The organism is Hydrogenophaga sp. ZJX-1 (genome assembly GCF_048590325.1).
GTDB lineage: Bacteria > Pseudomonadota > Gammaproteobacteria > Burkholderiales > Burkholderiaceae_C > Hydrogenophaga.
Window position 1 is genome coordinate 240,344 of the sequence record NZ_JBMBRA010000005.1, and the last position, 17,418, is coordinate 257,761.

The 17,418-nt window shown below is 68.1% G+C and carries 15 protein-coding genes and 1 pseudogene; 3 read left to right on the forward strand and 13 right to left on the reverse strand.

Annotated elements, in window-relative coordinates; genetic code table 11:
* Positions 1-2 precede the first annotated feature (2 nt).
* From ACN5W5_RS16140 to ACN5W5_RS16150, 3 genes are read right to left on the reverse strand one after another with little or no spacing between them, the layout of a single operon-like run.
* Positions 3-1,271, reverse strand: a complete 1,269-nt coding sequence (locus tag ACN5W5_RS16140) for an acyl-CoA dehydrogenase family protein (RefSeq protein WP_420049508.1) — start codon at positions 1,269-1,271, stop codon at positions 3-5.
* Positions 1,272-1,303: 32 nt separating this feature from the next.
* Complete coding sequence (locus tag ACN5W5_RS16145) at positions 1,304-2,119, reverse strand: alpha/beta fold hydrolase (RefSeq protein ID WP_420049662.1); 816 nt, start codon at positions 2,117-2,119, stop codon at positions 1,304-1,306.
* The gene (locus ACN5W5_RS16150) at positions 2,116-3,165 is read right to left on the reverse strand and encodes a peptidase M29 (protein ID WP_420049509.1); all 1,050 of its coding nucleotides are present in this window, start codon (positions 3,163-3,165) and stop codon (positions 2,116-2,118) included. The genes ACN5W5_RS16145 and ACN5W5_RS16150 overlap by 4 nt, the downstream gene beginning before the upstream one ends.
* 87 nt (positions 3,166-3,252) lie before the next feature.
* Here ACN5W5_RS16150 and ACN5W5_RS16155 point away from each other — a divergent pair.
* Positions 3,253-3,771, forward strand: a pseudogene (locus ACN5W5_RS16155) (flavin reductase family protein); the annotation flags it as partial.
* Positions 3,772-4,382: 611 nt separating this feature from the next.
* Positions 4,383-5,282, forward strand: coding sequence for a DMT family transporter (locus ACN5W5_RS16160; protein WP_420049510.1), 900 nt, complete (start codon positions 4,383-4,385; stop codon positions 5,280-5,282).
* 43 nt (positions 5,283-5,325) lie between these two features.
* Here ACN5W5_RS16160 and ACN5W5_RS16165 read toward each other — a convergent pair whose 3' ends face one another.
* The 10 genes from ACN5W5_RS16165 to ACN5W5_RS16210 all read right to left on the reverse strand — a co-directional run bounded on the left by ACN5W5_RS16165 (position 5,326) and on the right by ACN5W5_RS16210 (position 16,670).
* Complete coding sequence (locus ACN5W5_RS16165; RefSeq protein WP_420049511.1) at positions 5,326-6,060, reverse strand: anti-sigma factor; 735 nt, start codon at positions 6,058-6,060, stop codon at positions 5,326-5,328.
* The gene (locus ACN5W5_RS16170; protein ID WP_420049512.1) at positions 6,057-6,626 is read right to left on the reverse strand and encodes a sigma-70 family RNA polymerase sigma factor; all 570 of its coding nucleotides are present in this window, start codon (positions 6,624-6,626) and stop codon (positions 6,057-6,059) included. The genes ACN5W5_RS16165 and ACN5W5_RS16170 overlap by 4 nt, the downstream gene beginning before the upstream one ends.
* Before the next feature lie 70 nt (positions 6,627-6,696).
* Positions 6,697-7,107, reverse strand: coding sequence for a hypothetical protein (locus ACN5W5_RS16175; protein ID WP_420049513.1), 411 nt, complete (start codon positions 7,105-7,107; stop codon positions 6,697-6,699).
* A gap of 178 nt (positions 7,108-7,285) precedes the next feature.
* Complete coding sequence (locus ACN5W5_RS16180; protein WP_420049514.1) at positions 7,286-9,082, reverse strand: NAD(P)/FAD-dependent oxidoreductase; 1,797 nt, start codon at positions 9,080-9,082, stop codon at positions 7,286-7,288.
* A 188-nt stretch (positions 9,083-9,270) separates the two neighbouring features.
* Positions 9,271-11,193 carry a sigma-54-dependent Fis family transcriptional regulator gene (locus ACN5W5_RS16185; RefSeq protein ID WP_420049515.1) on the reverse strand — a complete coding sequence of 641 codons (1,923 nt, stop codon included), beginning with the start codon at positions 11,191-11,193 and terminating at the stop codon, positions 9,271-9,273.
* Between the two features lie 261 nt (positions 11,194-11,454).
* The gene (locus ACN5W5_RS16190; RefSeq protein WP_420049516.1) at positions 11,455-11,796 is read right to left on the reverse strand and encodes a hypothetical protein; all 342 of its coding nucleotides are present in this window, start codon (positions 11,794-11,796) and stop codon (positions 11,455-11,457) included.
* Between the two features lie 625 nt (positions 11,797-12,421).
* Positions 12,422-13,009 (reverse strand): uracil-DNA glycosylase family protein, encoded by a 588-nt coding sequence (locus ACN5W5_RS16195; protein ID WP_420049517.1) that lies wholly within the window; start codon positions 13,007-13,009, stop codon positions 12,422-12,424.
* A 17-nt stretch (positions 13,010-13,026) separates the two neighbouring features.
* Positions 13,027-14,028: a tripartite tricarboxylate transporter substrate binding protein gene (locus ACN5W5_RS16200; RefSeq protein WP_420049518.1), complete on the reverse strand. Its 1,002-nt coding sequence runs from the start codon at positions 14,026-14,028 to the stop codon at positions 13,027-13,029.
* A 122-nt stretch (positions 14,029-14,150) separates the two neighbouring features.
* On the reverse strand, positions 14,151-14,327 hold the full coding sequence (locus tag ACN5W5_RS16205) for a hypothetical protein (protein WP_420049519.1): 177 nt from the start codon (positions 14,325-14,327) through the stop codon (positions 14,151-14,153).
* A 150-nt stretch (positions 14,328-14,477) separates the two neighbouring features.
* A complete protein-coding gene (locus tag ACN5W5_RS16210; protein WP_420049520.1) occupies positions 14,478-16,670 on the reverse strand; it encodes an acetoacetate--CoA ligase in 2,193 nt (730 codons plus the stop codon).
* A gap of 122 nt (positions 16,671-16,792) precedes the next feature.
* On the opposite strand from ACN5W5_RS16210, the gene ACN5W5_RS16215 reads away from it, so the two are divergent.
* On the forward strand, positions 16,793-17,278 hold the full coding sequence (locus tag ACN5W5_RS16215) for a DUF3237 domain-containing protein (protein WP_420049521.1): 486 nt from the start codon (positions 16,793-16,795) through the stop codon (positions 17,276-17,278).
* Positions 17,279-17,418: the final 140 nt, after the last annotated feature.

Below are 17,418 nucleotides of genomic sequence, written 5' to 3' on the forward strand. Positions count from 1 at the left end.
TCTCACTCGTCCTTTTCACCCGGCTCGTACAGCGTCTCGCGGCCCATGCGGTCGAGGATCAGCTCGGCCGTCCAGGGCAGCATGAGCGCGCCGCAGCGGCTGTCGCGGTACAGGCGTTCCAGCGGCAGGTGCTTGAGCATGCTCTGGCCGCCGCAGGTGCGGATCGCCAGGCGCGCGATGTCGTTGGCGCCTTCCATCACGCTGTAGTGCGCGGCGTACAGGCGCATCTTCTCGTCCTTGCTCGGGTTGGGCTTGGCCTCGGCGATGGCGCGGGCAAAGAGGCTCTTCATGTTCTCCAGCTGGATGCGCATCTGCGCCACCGCGATCTGTTTGGTGGGGAACTGGCGGCGTTTGATGGGTGGCTCGCCCGGCACCTCGCCGCGCAGGTACTGCACCGTGAAGTCGTAGGCGGCGTTGGCCACGCCCAGGTAGGTGGGCGAGAGCGTGAAGAACATGGCCGGCCAGGTCTGCGCGCCCTTGAAGTAGATGCCGCGCGGCATGAGCTGCTCGGCGTCGCTCACGAACACGTCCTTGAACGCCAGGTTGCGGCTGACCGTGCCGCGCATGCCCAGCGGGTCCCAGTCGCCGCTGATGCTGAAGCCTTCCGACGTGGCGGGCACGCTGATGTAAAGCGTGTCGCGCGCGTCGGGGTGCTGGTCGCCCTTGTCTTCGGTGCAGAGCACGCCGTAGTAGTCGGCCGCGCCGGAGAGACTGGCCCAGATCTTTTTGCCGTTGATGAGCCAGCCGCCGTCGACCTTCTTGGCCGTGGTGCCAAACGGTGCGCGGCCGGCGGCTGCGGCCGTGCCTTCACTGAAGGGCTGGGCGTAGAGCGCGCCGTCGTTGACGATGCGGCCGAAGTGCAGCTCGCGACGCGCCGCGTGTTCGCGGCGCTCGGCGTCGCTCATCGGAATGCCGTCGGCCAGCACGCCGGTCCACATGGTCGAGCAGATGTGCATGTTCCAGGTGAGCGCGGTGGCACCGCAGAAACGCCCGATCTCGGCCGCGACCATCATGTAGGTGGTGTAGTCCGCGCCCAGGCCGCCGTGCGACGTGGGCACGCAGAGCTTGAGGAAACCGGCCTCGCGCAGGTCGTCGTAGTTGGCGAACGGGAAGCTGGCTTCGGTGTCCCATTGCTGCGCGCGCGCGGCAAATTTGTCGCGGCCCAGCGCGTGGGCTTTGGCCAGCAGTTCGCGCTGCAGCGGCGTGAAGGCCATGTCGCCGACAGCGGGGGTGAAGTCGAGCCCGGTGTGCGGGTTGATGGGGTTGTTCATGGGTCTTGTCTCCTGCTGTTTTTCGGTGCGGGTCAGTGGGTATCGGGCAAAGGCTTGGGCGCGGGCTCGCGCAGGAAGGCGAGCAGCAGCGCGTCGAAGGCGTCGGGCGCTTCGAGGTTCATGAGGTGGCCGATGCCGGCGAGTTCGGCGTAGCGGGCGCGCGGAATGGCAGCCGCCATCTGCTTCATCACCGCGGGCGCGGCCACACGGTCGAACTCGCCGCCGAGCAGCAGCGTGGGCACGCGGATGTCCGCCAGCGCGGCCTGGCGGTCAAACGTCACCAGGCATTCGAGCGCGCGCCGGTAGGTGGCGGCGGGCACGCCGGCCATGCAGTGTTCGGCCAGGCGCGCCCCTTCGGGCAAGGCGCCCGGGCCGACCATCTGCGGCACCAGCGTGGCCGCCATGTCGGCCATGGTCTTGCCGGCGTCAAGCGGTGCGGTGCGCTGGCCAATGAACTGCTGCGCCCAGGCTTCGGCCGAGCGACCGTCGGTGCGTTTGCCAAAAGCGGCCGAGGTGCCGCAGAGGATGAGCTTCTTCACCTTGTCGGGCCGGCGCGCGATCACCTCCTGCGCCACCATGCCGCCCATGCTGTGACCCAACAGCACCACGCTCTCGCACCGCAGCGCGTCGATCAGGTCGATGCAGCTCTGCGCCAGCGCCTTGAAGGTGTAGGGCTCGATGGGCGCGCTGCGACCGTAACCCGGCATGTCCCAGGCCACCGCACGGTAACCGGCTTGCGCCAGGGTTTCCACCTGCGGCGCGAACGCGAGGTGACCGCCGCCGATGCCGTGCAGCATGAGCACGGTGGGGCCGCTGCCCAGCGTCGTGAATTGGGGAAGTGGCATCAGTCGTTCACCTTTCCAGCGCTGACCACCACCGAGTCGTCCAGGACCACGGTGCAGTTGCGCATCGGCCAGTCGAAATGGCCCCGCGTGTAGCGCCCGGCGGTTTCGTTGGCGCCCGTGCTGTAGAGGAAGTTGCCGGCGAAAGCGCGCAACTCGGTGCCGTTGAAATCGCGCTTGTCGTAGAGCGCCATGCTGTCCCAGCGCGCGGCGTCGTTCAGGCCATAGCCCACGTGGCTCACGGCGTACGCTTCTTTTTCCTGCCAGGCTTCAAAGTACGAACGCAGCAGCTCGGCATCGACCCCCGAGCCTTCGATGCGCGTCACGTAGTCGTTCTCGATCGTCAACGTGATGGCGCGCTCGATGTAGCGCTTGAAGGTCAGGTTCACGTCGCCCTCGGCCAGCACCAGCGTGCCGTTGACGCTGCCCGCGGCGGGGAACGCCAGCACCAGGCCACCGGGCCAGTGGGTCAGCGTGCCGGGGCGGGTGGTGCTGCCCCAGTTGCCGCCGGCCACCGCGCCCTGCAGTGCGATGCTGAGGTCGGTGCCCGCGGGCGAGGTCACGCGCATCGCCTGGGCACCACGCAGGCGTTTCACGTGGGCCTTCACGCGCGCTTCGGTCGCGTCGTCGGGCAGCAGGCGCGCCAGCGCTTCGGGGTGCTCGTTGCTCACGTAGACGATGCGCGGCTGCGTCGTTCCGTTGCCCTGCAGGATGGCCGGCAGCTCGGGCGCGTGCATCAGACCCTCGACCGTACAGTCCACCACCAGGGTGCAGGCCTGCAGCGCCGCGATCACCGGGCCCAGTTGCTGGATCGCCGGTGTGGCACCGGTGGAGCGCGTGACCGGCTCGCCGCGGGCGAACACCGACGGCAGGGTGAGCGTGAAGGCATCGGCCCCGACGCGCGCGACCGCGAGCCGCGCCAGCTCCATGAGCACCGGGCGGCTCTGGGTTTCACCGAGAATGGCAACCGTATCGCCCGGCTGCAGCGCACAGCGCTTCAAGACCAACTCAAAGGCGTCGATCCAGACGGGCTCGATCCGCTCCTGCAACATCGCTTGTCTCCTGTTTTGGGCCGGCTGCCATCAGGGGAATGGCACCAGCGGACACATTATTCATGAATTTTCATATAAATTGCAGCCATGTCCCCAGCCCGTAACGCCGGCCACCAGGCCCGCCCCCCCGATTTCTCACCGCGCGAGTTCCGTGCCTCGCTGGGCATGTTCGCCACCGGCGTGACCATCGTCACCGCGCGCACCGCGTCCGGTGAGCCGGCGGGCTTGACGGCCAGTTCGTTCAACTCGGTGTCGCTCGACCCACCGCTGGTGCTCTGGAGCCTGGCCCAGGCGGCCGGCTCCATGGCGGCGTTTGCCAACGGTCAGCACTACGCCATCAACGTGCTCGCTGCCGACCAGCAGGCCCTGGCCGAACGCTTTGCCGCGCGCGATGTGGACCGCTGGCAGGGCGTGGATTTTGTGGAAGGCGTCAGCGGTGCACCGCTGCTCACCGGCAGCGTCGCCACGTTCGAGTGCTTCAACCGCAGCCAGTACACCGAAGGCGATCACGTGATCTTCGTTGGCGAGGTCGAGCGCTGCAGCCGCCGCGCCGCCGCCTCGCCCCTGCTCTACCACGGCGGCCGCTTCTACACCGAGCACCCCTTGCAGGGCTCACAGGCCGACCCGAGCGCGCCGCAGGCACCCGACGACCGCTTCGTCGGCAGCTACCTGGGCTACCTGCTCGGGCAGGCCAACCACGCCGTGTACCGCGACTTTGAAGACGCCATCGCGGCGCAGGGCCTCACGCACATCGCCTGGCGCGTGCTCGCCGTGCTGCACGACGCGGCGCTGTCCCCCGAAGAGCCGGCCGGCGTCGCCATCGGCCAGCTCGCCCACGACGTGCTCGCCAAACAGCCCACCGTGACCAAGCTGGTGCAGCGCATGGCCGAAGAAGGCCTGGTCGCGCTGCACGCCGACCCGACGGACCAGCGGCGCACACTCGTGACCGCCACGCCCACCGGTCAACGCGCAGCCAGCGCCCTGATCGCGCAGGCGCGCCAGCAGGAGACCACCCTGCTCGCGCGCTGGTCGGCCAGCGAAGCCGAAGCCTTCAAGCGGTACCTTCAAAAACTCGTGAACGAGCCCCCACACGCCGCTGTTGCGCGGGTCGCCCCCCCCCGAGGGGGCTGATCCGGCCTGGGGCGGCCCGGCGCCGGACCGCCAACGATTCCCGGGTGCGACAGACCGCGCCCCGACCCCGCGATACCCTCGACACGATGACCTCTGTCCAACGCAAAGACCACCTCGACACCCTCGCCATCACCCTGCTCGTGGTGTGCTGCGCTTTCTGGGGCTTCCAGCAGATCCTGATCAAGTTCGCCTCGCGCGAAATCCCGCCGCTGTGGCAGGCCTCGATCCGCATGTGGGGCGCCACCGCCCTGCTCTGGCTCTGGTGCCAGTACCGCGGCGTGCCACTGTTCAAACGCGACGGCACGCTCAAGGGCGGCCTGCTCGTGGGCCTGCTGTTCGCGGGCGAGTTCGTCTTCATCTACCTCGGGCTCACGCACACCAGCGCCTCGCGGCTCACGGTGTTCCTCTACACCAGCCCGTTCTGGGTGGCGCTGCTGCTGCCGCGGTTTGTGCACGCGGAAAAACTGCGCCGCATCCAGTGGATCGGCCTGACGCTGGCCTTTGCCGCCGTCGCGGTGGCGTTCAGCGAAGCCTTCCTGCACGGCTCGTCACCGGGCCAGTGGATCGGTGACACCATGGGTCTGGCCGCCGGCATGCTCTGGGGCCTGACCACGCTGGCGATCCGCACCACCAGGATCGCCACCGCCGCGGCCGAAAAATCGCTGTTCTACCAGCTCGGCGTGACCGCCGCCGTGACGCCGCTGCTCTCGCTCGCACTGGGCGAAAGCTGGGGCTTTGGTTACTCGGCCATGGCCTGGGGCTCGGTCTTCCTGCAGACCGCCGTGGGCGCCTTCGCGAGTTACCTGACCTGGATGTGGATGCTGCGCCACTACCCCGCGACGCAGATGTCCACCTTCACTTTCCTCACACCGCTGTTCGCACTGGTCTTTGGCGTGGTGCTGCTGGGCGAGCCCCTGACGCTGCAGCTGGTGCTGGCACTGGTCGGCGTGGCGGCCGGCATCGTGCTGGTCAGTCGCAAGGGCTGAACGGGCCGACGGCTGGCATCAATGGATTCGGGGATCGCCCGGCTCAGCGCCAGAGCTTTCCGCACAGGCCCCGATAAACGAAGGGCTGTGTCGGGATGGCCGGCGTGGCGCCCGCGGTTTCCAGCGAAACCGCCAGCTCCACCGCCGGGAAGAAAACCTTCTCGGCGGGCTCATCCAGGGTCACGCGGGTGAACTTGCCGTTGGGCAAGGGCGCCACCGCCGTGATCGCGCCGGCCTTGTCGATGCGCCACAGGTACAGGGTCTTGCCCTGCGGCACCTCGACCGGGGTCAGCTGCTTGAGGTCGACCTCGCGCCCCTGCCGCAGGCTGGAGACGATCAGTCCCGGCTCGCCCTTTGCCGTGGCGAGCACGCCCACGTAGCTGTCGGGCAGTGCCATGCCGCGCTGGTTCTCGATCTGCGCCTGCCACACCACCGGCACCACCGCGCCCAGCACCAGCCCCATGGCCAACGCACCGGCCGGCACGGGTGCCAGCAGGCGGCGCCACCACGACACTGCCCTGGACGGGGGTGGCTCGGCGGCCCGGGCCAGCCCGGTCGTGCGCGCGATGCGCGGCCACAGTTCGGCGCTGACGGCCTGGGGCGGCAAGGCGCTGTGCAGCGGACCGAGCCGCGCCGTCCAGCCGTTCACCGCGTCCACCAGCGCCGGCTGGCGCTGCATGACCGCTTCGAAACGCCGCCGCGCGGGGCCCCGCAGCGTGCCGGCCACATAGGCCGCCGCCAGTTGTTCGATCGCCGATGGGTTCTGGCTCCAGTTCATGTCAGCGCCTCCAGACAGTCCTTGAGCCGCATCAGGCTGCGTCGCGTCCAGGCCTTCACCGTGCCGAGCGGCCGCTGCATGCGCAGCGCGATCTCGGCGTGGGTCAGTCCTTCGTAGAAGGACAGCATCAGCGCCCGCCTCGGGTCCTGCTCCAGCGCGCCAATGCAATGCGAAAGCCGCACGTCCGACTCCTGCACCAGCAGCTGCTCGACGGGCGATGCCCCTTCGGCGGCCACATCGTGCGAGTGCTCCTCGCCCGAGGCGCCACGCCACTGCAGCGGCTCCTCGGGCTTGCGCTGGCGCAGCAGATCGATCGCCCGGTGCCGGGTGACCACGCACAGCCAGGCCAGGGTCCGGTGCTGTCCGGGCGCCGCTGCGGTCGAGCGGTTCCAGATCGCGGTGAACACCTCCTGCAGCACGTCTTCGGCCATGGCCGCGTCCTGCGTCACGCGCATGGCCACCGCCATCAGGCGGTCAGCCACCAGGGTGAACAGGGCTTCGAACGCCTTGGCGTCCCGCAGGGCGATGCGCGCCAGCAGCCGACTGACTTCATCCCGGCCATCCATCGGTAGGACCTCCTTGTGAGCGACGGATCGAGGATAGCGCACGGGTGGTGCGCCCTCCCCGGCAGCGGCGTCAGTAGGTGTAGTTGGACGAGCTCGGGGCGGTCGCGGCGGTGGTGGCCTTGTCGGTGACCACGTGCCACACACCGCCCTTGCCGTCGCCGTTGCGGTCACCCGGCTTGGCGTCGGCGGCGTAGTAATAGAGCGGCTTGCCCTTGACCGTCCACTGGCGCACGCCGTTGGCTTCGATCACGCCGAAGTCGCCCTTGGCCATGGCCTCGGGTTTGGCCACGAAGGCCGGCCACAGCGTCAGGCAGCCGCCGCTGCAGTTGCTCTTGCCCATCTCGTCCTTGTCGAAGGTATAGACCGTGCGGCCCGCGGCGTCGGCCAGCACCCCGTCGCGCATCACGGGTTGGGCATGCGCAGCGCCGGCGAAGACGCCTGCCAGGGCCAGGGAAGCAAAGAGGGTGGTGCAGTGGTTCATGGTGTTTCGTCCTTGATGTGAAGAGTGGTTGAAGGGGTCACCGGATGGCGCCCTGCCTATAGAACGGAACGAAACGCCGCCTGGATGCAGCCGGCCGAAAAAAATTTTTGACGACGAAAAAAAAGAAGGGGGCCCCATGGAGCCCCTTCACTGCGCAGTCCGTCGTGCGGATCGAACGTCAGCGCAGGTGGTGCACCGCCGCCTGCCCGTAGACCGGCGTGTCCAGGCCCTCGTAGCGCGCCTTGAGCTGCAGCGAGAGGAACTGCGAGTAGTGGCGACTCTGGTGCAGGTTGCCGCCGTGGATCCAGAGCTGCTTCTGGTTGGTCGGCTTCCACATGTTGCGCAGCTCACCCTCCCACGGTCCCGGGTCTTTCGTCGTGGACGAGCCCAGTCCCCAGACCTTGCCCACGCGGTCGGCCACCTCGGGCGACACGAGGTCGGCCAGCCAGTGGTTCATCGAGCCATAGCCGGTGGCGTAGACCAGCAGGTCGGCGGGCAACTCGGTGCCGTCGGTGAGCGTCACGCTTTTCGGGTTGATGCGCTCGATGTTGTTGTGGCTTTTCAGCTTGATGCTGCCGTTGGCCACCAGCTCGCTCGCGCCCACGTCGATGTAGTAGCCCGAGCCGCGGCGCAGGTACTTCATGAACAGGCCCGAGCCGTCGTCGCCGAAGTCGAGCATGAAGCCCGCCTTCTCCAGCCGGCCGTACAGGTCGGCATCGCGCTTCTTCATCTCGTCGTACACGGGGATGTGGAAGGTGTGCATGATCTTGTAGGGCACGCTGGCGAACACGAGGTCGGCCTTGTGGTGGTCGATGCCGTTCTTCAGCGCCTCCTCGCTGTACAGCCCGCCCAGCGCCAGCTCCATCAGCGAATCCGACGGCGCGATGTGCGTGCTGGTGCGCTGGATCATGGTGACGTCGGCGCCGTTTTCCCACAGCGCGGCGCAGATGTCGTGCGCCGAGTTGTTGGAGCCCAGCACCACCGCCTTCTTGCCCCGGTACTGCTCGGGGCCGGAGTGCTTGCTGGAGTGGTGCTGGTCGCCCTCGAAAGTCTCGGCGCCGGGGATCTTGGGCACGTTGGCGTAGCCCGACACACCGAGCGCAAACACCAGCTGCTTGGGCCGCAGCGTCACTTCCTCACCATCGCGGTCCACGATCACATCCCACTCGCCCTTGGCCTCGTTGAAGGTCGCCTTCTTCGCGGTGGTCGAGCCCCAGTAGTTGATCTCCATCACCTTGGTGTACATCTCCAGCCAGTCGCCCACCTTGTCTTTCGGCGCGAACACCGGCCAGTCGTCGGGAAAGGGCATGTAGGGCAGGTGGTCGTACCAGACCGGGTCGTGCAGGCACAGCGTCTTGTAGCGGTTGCGCCAGCTGTCGCCCGCTCGCGGGTTCTTTTCGATCACGATGGTCGGCACGCCCAGGCGGCGCAGCCGCGCGGCGAGGATGATGCCGCCCTGGCCGCCGCCGATGATCACCGTGTACGGCTGCTCGTCGTAGCCCAGCCGCGCCTCTTCTTCGTGGCGCCGCTCCAGCCAGTTCTTGCGCCCCTGCTGCGCGCCGTGCTCCGCGCCCTTGATGCGGCGCGTGCCCTTCTTCTCTTCAAAGCCTTTGAGTTCGACCATGGTGGTCAGCAGCGTCCAGGCCTTGTCGCCTTTCAGGCGCAGGTGGCCGCGTCCGCGCGAGACCGTGGTCTCGAAGGTGAACCAGGCGTCGGTCACGCCGTCGGCCTCGGTGGCCTCGCCTTCGAGCTGGAAGTTGGAGGCGCCCGTCTCGGTCTGGCGCGCGGCGAGCATGTCGCGCACGGCCTCATGGCCCTCCTGCGTGCGGATGTTCCAGGTGAACGAAACGAGGTCGCGCCAGTAGCAATCGGCGTCGAACAGCGGCAACACGGACTCGGGGTTGCCGGAAGCCAGGGCGGCGCCGAACTGGTCCAGCCAGGCCTGGGCCCGCTGGGAAGGCGTGGTAACGGTCATGGGTCTTGTCTCCTGTGGATGCCGGCCTCGAAACGGGCCGGTGCTCCTTTCATCTCAAGACCTGTGCCAGGCGGCACGCGTGTGCAAGTGCTTGATTTGCGGGGACTTCTTGAAACGGTGCGGGTGTCACACCCCGTGCACCTGTCACCCGCCGGAGTGACAGGTGTCACAGCCCTGCGACCGGGCTTTCAATGGAGCGACGGATCGTCCAGCCGATTCGGGGGAACGATGGCCGCCCGCTTCATGCGCCGGTACAGCGTCATGCGAGACAGCCCCATCTGCCGCGCCACCGCGCTCACGTTCCAGTGCGCCGCGCGCAGTGCCTGCAGCAAGGCTTCCGGCCCGTCGTCGGGTGCCGCGTCAACAGCAGCGTCGGCACGCACCGCCAACCGACCTGCCTGCAGTTCCGGCAGATCGTCCAGATCGATCGCCCCGTCCGCGCAAAGGCTGCCCGCGTAGTCCAGCACGTTGCGCAGCTCGCGCAGGTTGCCCGGCCAGCGGTGCGCCAGCAGCCGCTGCAGCGCGGTGGACGTGAGCGAGCGCCCGCCCAGCAGCCGCGTGATCATGGCGCCCAGGTCGCTGCGCTCGCGCAGCGGCGGCAGCTGGATGTGCGCGCCCTTGAGGCGGTAGTACAGGTCGTCGCGGAAGCGCCCCGCCAGCACCAGTTGCTCCAGCGGCGCGTGCGTCGCCGCGATCACGCGGATGTTCACCGGCACCGGCCGCGTCGCGCCCACCGGCAGCACCTCGCGCTCGGACAGCACGCGCAGCAACCGCGCCTGCAGCGCCAGCGGCATGTCGCCGATCTCGTCCAGGAACAGCGTGCCGCCGTCGGCCTCGGCGATCAGGCCGCGCTTGCCCTTGGGCGAGGCGCCCGAGAAGCTGCCCGGCAGGTGGCCGAACAGTTCGCTCTCGATCAGGTGCTCGGGAATCGCCGCGCAGTTCACCGCCACGAAAGGCCGGCTGCGCCGCTCGCTGCTGCTGTGCACCGCCTTCGCAAAAAACTCCTTGCCCGAGCCGGTCTCGCCGGTGATCAGCAGGCTGATCGGCGTGTTCACCAGCCGCGCCACGCGCTCCACCTGCCGGTCCAGCGCGGCGTCACCCGCCGACAGCGCGGCCAGCGGTGCCGGCACCGCGCGCTCGCGCTGCGCGGCGGCCACCGGGCGCGGCGGCGGCGGCACGGCCGAGAGAAACAGCAGCTGCCGCCCACCCGCCAGCATCACCGCGCGCTGGTCCGAGGGCTGCGTCAGCACGAAACGGCCGATCTGGCTGAACGGCAACTCGAACAGGGCCTCGAAGCTGCGGCCCACCAGCGGCGGCGCGTGCACCGCGCGGCCCTGCAAGGCCAGCTGCGCGCGCCGGTTGTGGCCCACCACGCGGCCGTTGGCGTCCAGCGCCAGCAGGTACTCGGGCTGAACGTCCAGGAACTGCGGCGCCGACGAGAGCCGCAGGATCCAGTCGTGCCGGTGGCGGTGCAGAAAGGCCGCGTGCTCGATGTCGTGCGCCGTCATCTTCACCAGCTGCAGCGCCAGGTGCTGGCTGCTCTTGGGCTGGCTCGAACTGAGCTGCGAAATGTCCAGCACCGCGCTCAGCTCGCCCGCGCTGTCGTACACCGGCGCGGTGGTGCAGGTGAGCGGAATGTGGGTCGCGTCGAAGTGGTCGTCCAGGTGCACGGTCAGCGCCTCGCCGGTGCTGATGCAGGTGCCCACGCCGCAGGTGCCCGCGTGCTGCTCGCTCCAGTCCGCGCCGAGGTAGAGGCCCGCCTTGCGCAGGCTGGGCTCGAACACCAGGTCGCCCAGAAAGTCCACCGTCACGCCGCGCGCGTCCGTCAGCAGCACCACATAGCCCAGCCCCGCCACCTTGCTGTAGAGCGCCTCCAGCCCGTGGCGCGCGATCTGCAGCAGCGCCTCCATCTGGTCCTGGTGCTCGCGCAGCCGCGCCTGCGGCAGGATCACGGCCTCCTGCATGCGGGTCGGGTCCAGCCTGTGCTCGTGCACACAGCGGAGCCAAGAATCGCGGATCACCGGCTCATGGCCCGCCGCCGCCTGCGCCCCCGCGCCGTCGGCGGCCACCTGCATCACGGTGGCGATGTGTTGGTGCTGTGTGGTGGGCATGGCGCGACTCCGGGTTCAAAGCTGGCGGGCGGGCCTTGCACCTTCGGGGGAGCGCGGGGTGGTGTCAATGGAGGGTTTACCCGGAGAGGGGCCGGCCTCGGCCATGAACCGCCATTGCCAGGTCGGCGAAGCCGTCGCGAGGCGGCGCTGTTTGCACGTCGCAAGACGCACACATGGGCGCTGCGAATGGCCCGATGGCAGATGGGCCTGCCCGGGCCGGCCACGAAGCATTGAGCCGATACCCGCAGAGGCCAGGAACTGCTAGCTGTGGTGCCACCATGCGTACGCTGAGTAGGCAGCGCCGAGCAAGTACAGAGAAGTGAAGATGCTCTTGTTGTACTTGGCCAGCCAGCGAGGGAGGTAGATGTCGAAATTCTCTTCACGTCGCTCGGTGTAGCGAGCGGCAACGCCGGTGAGGGGGCACGACCACTTGTTGAGCAGCAGAACAAGCGCTTCAAGGGCGACCAAGCCGATCAGCGCAGCAGCGAGAGCGAAGTTGCGGTGCCAGGCAGCAAGCGGCGCACCCAGGATGCAAGCCACAAAGAAAGCCCAGATCGCGGTGTGCGCCACCTTGACGACCGTGAGCGCGACTTCGTGGTTCATGGCACCGCTGTTGGTTCTTCGTACCGCCTAACTTTGATGTAGTCGCCGAATCACCGGATATGCCCGGGGACAGTCGGAAAACGTGGCGGCACAGAGGCTAAAAAATCTTTTGGCATCAGGCACTTGCCTCAACAATCTGGATGAATGAACAGGCACAAAATAACCGACCAAGCCGTCGTCGGTGCGCCGCTGGTGGCCAAGCCCTTGCGCTACGAAAGCCATCAGCGTATTCAGCACTCGGACTATAGCTTTCGTTCAGGCCCACAGAATCCCCACCGCAGTTCCTTCACTCCATTCCTGCCGCGTTTTCAATGACCGGTTCGGGGCTCGGAGGTGGATGCCCACTCCGGGTCGGCAAGTGCCAATGGCTCAAAGCCCACCGCCAAGGCAACTCCCCCGCCAACCCCCAAATCCCCGCCGTCAGCACCCGCAGCACGCCGTGCACGGTGCGCTTCGTGGGCGTAGAGTGCGTGCGTGCCGACCACCATGACATGCGGAGCCAGGCCGCTGTCTTCCAGCTTGTTGCGCAGGTCCACCACCAGCGCGGGCACGCGCCCCGCTCTCACGGCTTCGAGATGTCTGCCACTTCGTGCGCAAAGTGGTGTTCAGGATGGAGCGCATGGATTCAGACAGACAACGCCGCCGCCACCCGCTGGCGCAGCTGCGGGACGCATTCGGCTTCGAACCACGGGTTCTTCTTGAGCCAGGGGTTGTTGCGCGGGCTGGGGTGGGGCAACACCGCGAGTGCCGGTGGCAGATCGCGCCAGGCTTTCACCACGTCGGTGAGGGCGCGGGTGTCCGCCGGCAGGTGGTGCGCCAGCGCGTACTGGCCGATGACCAGGGTGAGACGGATTTGCGGCATGACCTCGAGCAGCGGGGCGCGCCAGGCGGGTGCGCATTCCGGGCGGGGCGGCAGGTCACCCGAGCGACCGGTGCCGGGGTAGCAAAAGCCCATGGGCAGGATGGCGACCTGGTGCGGGTCGTAGAAGACCTCGCGTGACACGCCCATCCAGTCGCGCAGGCGTTCGCCGCTGGCGTCGTCGAACGGCACACCGCTTTCGTGCACCTTGCGGCCGGGCGCCTGCCCGGCGATCAGCAGTCGCGCAGACGGGTGTGCCTGAAGCACCGGGCGCGGTCCATGGGGCAGCTGGTCGGCGCAGAGGCTGCACGCTCGGACGCGGCCCAGCAGGTTGTCGAAACGGGACGCTGCCATGCCCGACGGCCGGTGACTCAGGCCTTCTTCGTCAGCCCCAGCCGCTCGATCGTCGCCTTCTCGTTCTTGAAGGTGCGCTCGCCGTAGGCCGTGTAGTCGGCCGTGCTCATGTAGACCGTGGGCATGAAGAACTTGTCCAGCGTTTCCTGCACCTTGGCGTCGTCCAGCGTCTTCCTGAACGCGTCGTGCAGCACCTTGACCACGGCCGGGTCCATGCCCCTGGGACCGCCGATGCCGAAGGGCGATTCGGTGATGGTGTCCCAGCCGCTTTCCTTGACCGTGGGCACGTCGGGGAAGGCCTTGTTGCGGTTGCTGCCGAGCGTGGCGAGCAGGCGCAGTTTGCCGCTCTGCACATGCGGCGCGAACTCGGTGGTGCCGCTCATCATGCGGATGTGGCCGCCCAGGATGGCCTGCATGATCTCGGCCGAACCCTTGAACGGGATCGGGTTGAGCTGGATGCCGGCTTTCTCGCTGAACTCTTCGATGGCCAGGTGCGGCGTGGTGCCCGTTCCCGTGTGACCGTATTCGAGTTTGCCGGGGTTGGCCTTGGCGTAGGCCACCATCTCCTTGAGCGTCTTGAACGGTGCGTCCGCCGTGCAGGCGATGCCGAAGGTGTAGCCGGTGAGGCAGACGATGTGGCTGATGTCCTGCACCGGGTCGAACGGCATTTTCTGCATGTGCGGCAAGCGGTAGATGCCCAGCGGCAGCTGCGTGAGCGTGTAGCCGTCGGGAGCGGCGCCGACCATGGCGGCCGCGCCCAGCGTGCCGCCCACACCGGGTTTGTTCTCGATGATCACGGGCACGCCCAGCGTCTTGCTGGCGCTCTCGGCGAAGGCGCGCATGACACCGTCGCTGCTGCCACCGGCGGGCCAGGGTGCGATCAGCTTGATGGGGCGGCTGGGGAACTTGTCCTGTGCGAACGCGTGCGTCGGCAGGAGCGCCGGAGCGGCCACAGCGGCAGCGGCCGACAGGATCTGGCGGCGGTTGAAGTTGGCGGGGCGGCTGGACGGGTGGCTCATGCGGTGTCTCCTGTTGCTTTGAAGTGAGACATGCAACATAGAACCAGCGGGCCCAACCGTGAATGGGGCATGCCCGAAGCTCCCCCCGGAATCCGTCACCCGCGCGACGCAGGCTCAGGTCTTCAAGTGGCGGTCTGCTCGCCCAGCAGGTCGTCGGCCTTGCCCAGCGGCTCGCCGTCGTCCAGGGTCTGCCAGTCGCTGGTGAGCAGTTCCATCAGCGCATGGTCCAGGGTGTCGATATCAATGTCCAGGGGCTCGACCAAGCCCTCGGGCGGCAAAGTGGAAGGTCCACGGTTCATCTGGGTCCTCCGATCTGATCGACGGCGCGCACCGGACAGGGCGAACGACAGTGCGATCACGGCCCGAGTGTTCTGCAAAGCAGTCGGTTTGACCAGTATCAATCCGTTTCAACATGTGAAGGGCCCGATCGGCCTTGCACGTTGAGGCCGTCAGATGCGGGTGGCATCGGCCCGTCGGCGCGCGAAGTCCACGTACCAGTCGAGGCAGCCCGGGTTGGCCATGGCTTCCTTGTTGATGACCTTCTCCAGCGGCTGACCGAGCAGCAGCTTCTTGATCGGCAGCTCCTGCTTCTTGCCCGACAGCGTGCGCGGGATCTCGGCGACCTGGAAGATGTCGTTGGGCAGGAAGCGCGGCGAGAGTGCGGTGCGGATGGCCGCGTTGATCTTCGCGCGAATGGCATCGTCCAGCGTCAGTCCCGGGCGCAGCACCACGAACAGGGGCATGTAGCTCTCGCGGCCCAGGTATTCGAGGTCCACCACCATCGAGTCCAGCACCTCGGGCAGGGCCTCGACCGCGCTGTACAGCTCGCTGGTGCCCATGCGCAGGCCGTGGCGGTTGATGGTGGCGTCGGAGCGGCCGTAGATGACGCAAGAACCGTCCGGATAGATGCGCAGCCAGTCGCCGTGGCGCCAGACCGCACCGGCTTCGGGACCGAGGTCACCGCCACCGGGTCGGCGGCCGTGGCCGGGCGGGAAGGTGTCGAAATAACTGCCGAGCAGGCGCTGGTTGTCCTTGTCGCCGACGAAGTACAGCGGCATGGACGGGATCGGCTGCGCGCAGACCAGTTCGCCCACTTCGTCGATGACGGGCTGGCCCTGCTCGTTCCACGACTCGACCGCGCAGCCCATCAGACGACACTGCATGCGGCCTGGCGTTTGGGGCAGCTCGCGGTTGCCGCCGATGAAGGCGCCGGCGAAGTCGGTGCCGCCGGAGATGTTGCACCACCAGATGTCGCCCCCACGCTCCGCCGCTGCGCGGGTCGCTGCCCCCCGAGGGGGCTGATTCGCCTTGGGGCGGCCCAGCGGCGAATCGTCTTTCTCTCCGGCAAGGGCGCGCAACTTGCGAAACTGCGCCGTTCCCCAGTTCTGCGCGTCCTCCGACAGCGGCGAACCGGTCGTGCCCAGTGCCCTCACCTGCGACAGATCACCGCAGGTCGACAGGTCCACGCCCGCCTTCAGGCAGTTCGCAAAAAATGCCGCGCCGGCGCCGAAGAAAGTGACGCCGAGCTCGGAAGCAAAGCGCCACAGTGTGGTCCAGTCGGGACTCTCTTTCGCCCCGCCGGGATTGCCGTCGTAGAGCACACAGGTGGTGCCGTTGAGCAGGCCGCTGGTCTGCGCGTTCCACATCACCCAGCCGGTGGAGCTGTACCAGTGGTAGCGCTCGCCCCAGCTGTTGGGCGCGTAGCTGCAGCCCACGTCGTTGTGGATGATCTTCAGTGCCATCGCCACGATGACCGTGCCGCCGTGGCCGTGCACGATGGGCTTGGGCAGGCCCGTGGTGCCGCTGCTGTAGACGATCCACAGCGGGTGATCGAACGGCAGCCACAGCGGCTCGAAAGCGGCAGTGGCCGCGTCGTAGCGCGCGGTGGCGGTGCTGAAGGCCGTGCAGGGCTGGGCGGCTTCCAGCGCGCGGTCCACCGCGGCCGGGTCATCGGCCAGGTTGGTGTGCAGGATCACGTGGCGCACCGTGGGCAGCGCCGCGCGCAGTTCGGCCACCACGTCCAGGCGATCGAAGTCTTTCATGCCGTAGGTCACGCCGTCGCAGGCGATCAGGGCCACCGGCTCGATCTGTTTGAAGCGGTCGAGCACGGCGTTGGTGCCCATGTCGGGCGCGCACACGCTCCACACCGCGCCGACGCTCACCACCGCGAGAAAGGCGACCATGGTCTCGGGGATGTTGGGCAGGTAGGCGGCCACGCGATCGCCGGGCTTCACGCCCTGGGCCTGCAGGTGCAGCGCGAGCGACGCGACCTGGCGGCGCAGCTCGGGCCAGCTCAGCTCGACATGGCGGCCCTTCTCGTTGCGGCTGACGATGGCGCTGAAGCCGGCCGCGTGCGCGGGCATGACATGGCGCAAGACCTGCTGCGCGTAGTTGAACTGCGCGCCCGGGAACCACTTCGCCCCCGGCATCACGTTGCGCTCCAGCACCGCCGTGTGCGGCGTGGGCGACTGCATCTCGAAGTAGTCCCAGATGCTTTGCCAGAAGGCGTCGAGATCGGTGGTGGACCAGCGCCAGAGCGCGTCGTAGTCGTCGAACCGCAGGCCGCGGTGTTCCGCGAGCCATTGCTGGTAGAGGCGGATCTGGGGGATGTGGGGCGCAGGGGTGCCCGGCGTGGTGCTCATGTTGGCTCGCTCTTGGTTTGGGCCCTTGGGGGCCTGTTGTCTCCGTCTGCCGCGAGGGTAGCAGCGCACCCCTGACCGCGCCACTGCCCAGGTGACAGGGCCCCCTGCGGTATAACCCGCGCATGCCCCTGCCCGCCCCCACACTCGAACCCGCCCTGGACCTCACGGTCTTTGTCGCCGCGCCCATCGAGGCGGGCGAGATCACGGGGCTCAACAGCCGCGGCAAGCGCCGCATCATCCCGATCACCGGCGGCACGGTCAGCGGCGCCATCCACGGCCGGGTGCTGCCCGGCGGGGCCGATTTCCAGCTCGTGGTGAGCGACACCTGCGCCGACCTCGACGCGCGTTACCTGCTGCAGCTGGACGACCCCGACTGGGCGGGCGCCCATGTGTTCGTGCAGAACCGCGCGCTGCGCCGCGGCTCGCCGGAAGACATCGCGAAGCTGGTGCGCGGCGAGCCGGTAGACCCGGCCGCCATCTATTTCCGCTGCGCGCCCAGCTTCGAGGTCTCGCACCCGGCGCTGGCCTGGATGACACAGAGCCTCTTCATCGGCACCGGTGCGCGTTTTCCCGACCGCGTGGAAATGCGCTTCTTCCGCGTCGCCTGACGCGGATCAAGGCCCGCACACCGGCATCAACGCCAAGATCGCAGCGGCGCTGTCCCGCCCGCGTCGCGCCTGCTGCAACGCAGCGTGCGCACCTCCAGACCACCCGGCAGAATCGCCGCCACCCGACACCCGCTTTCCAC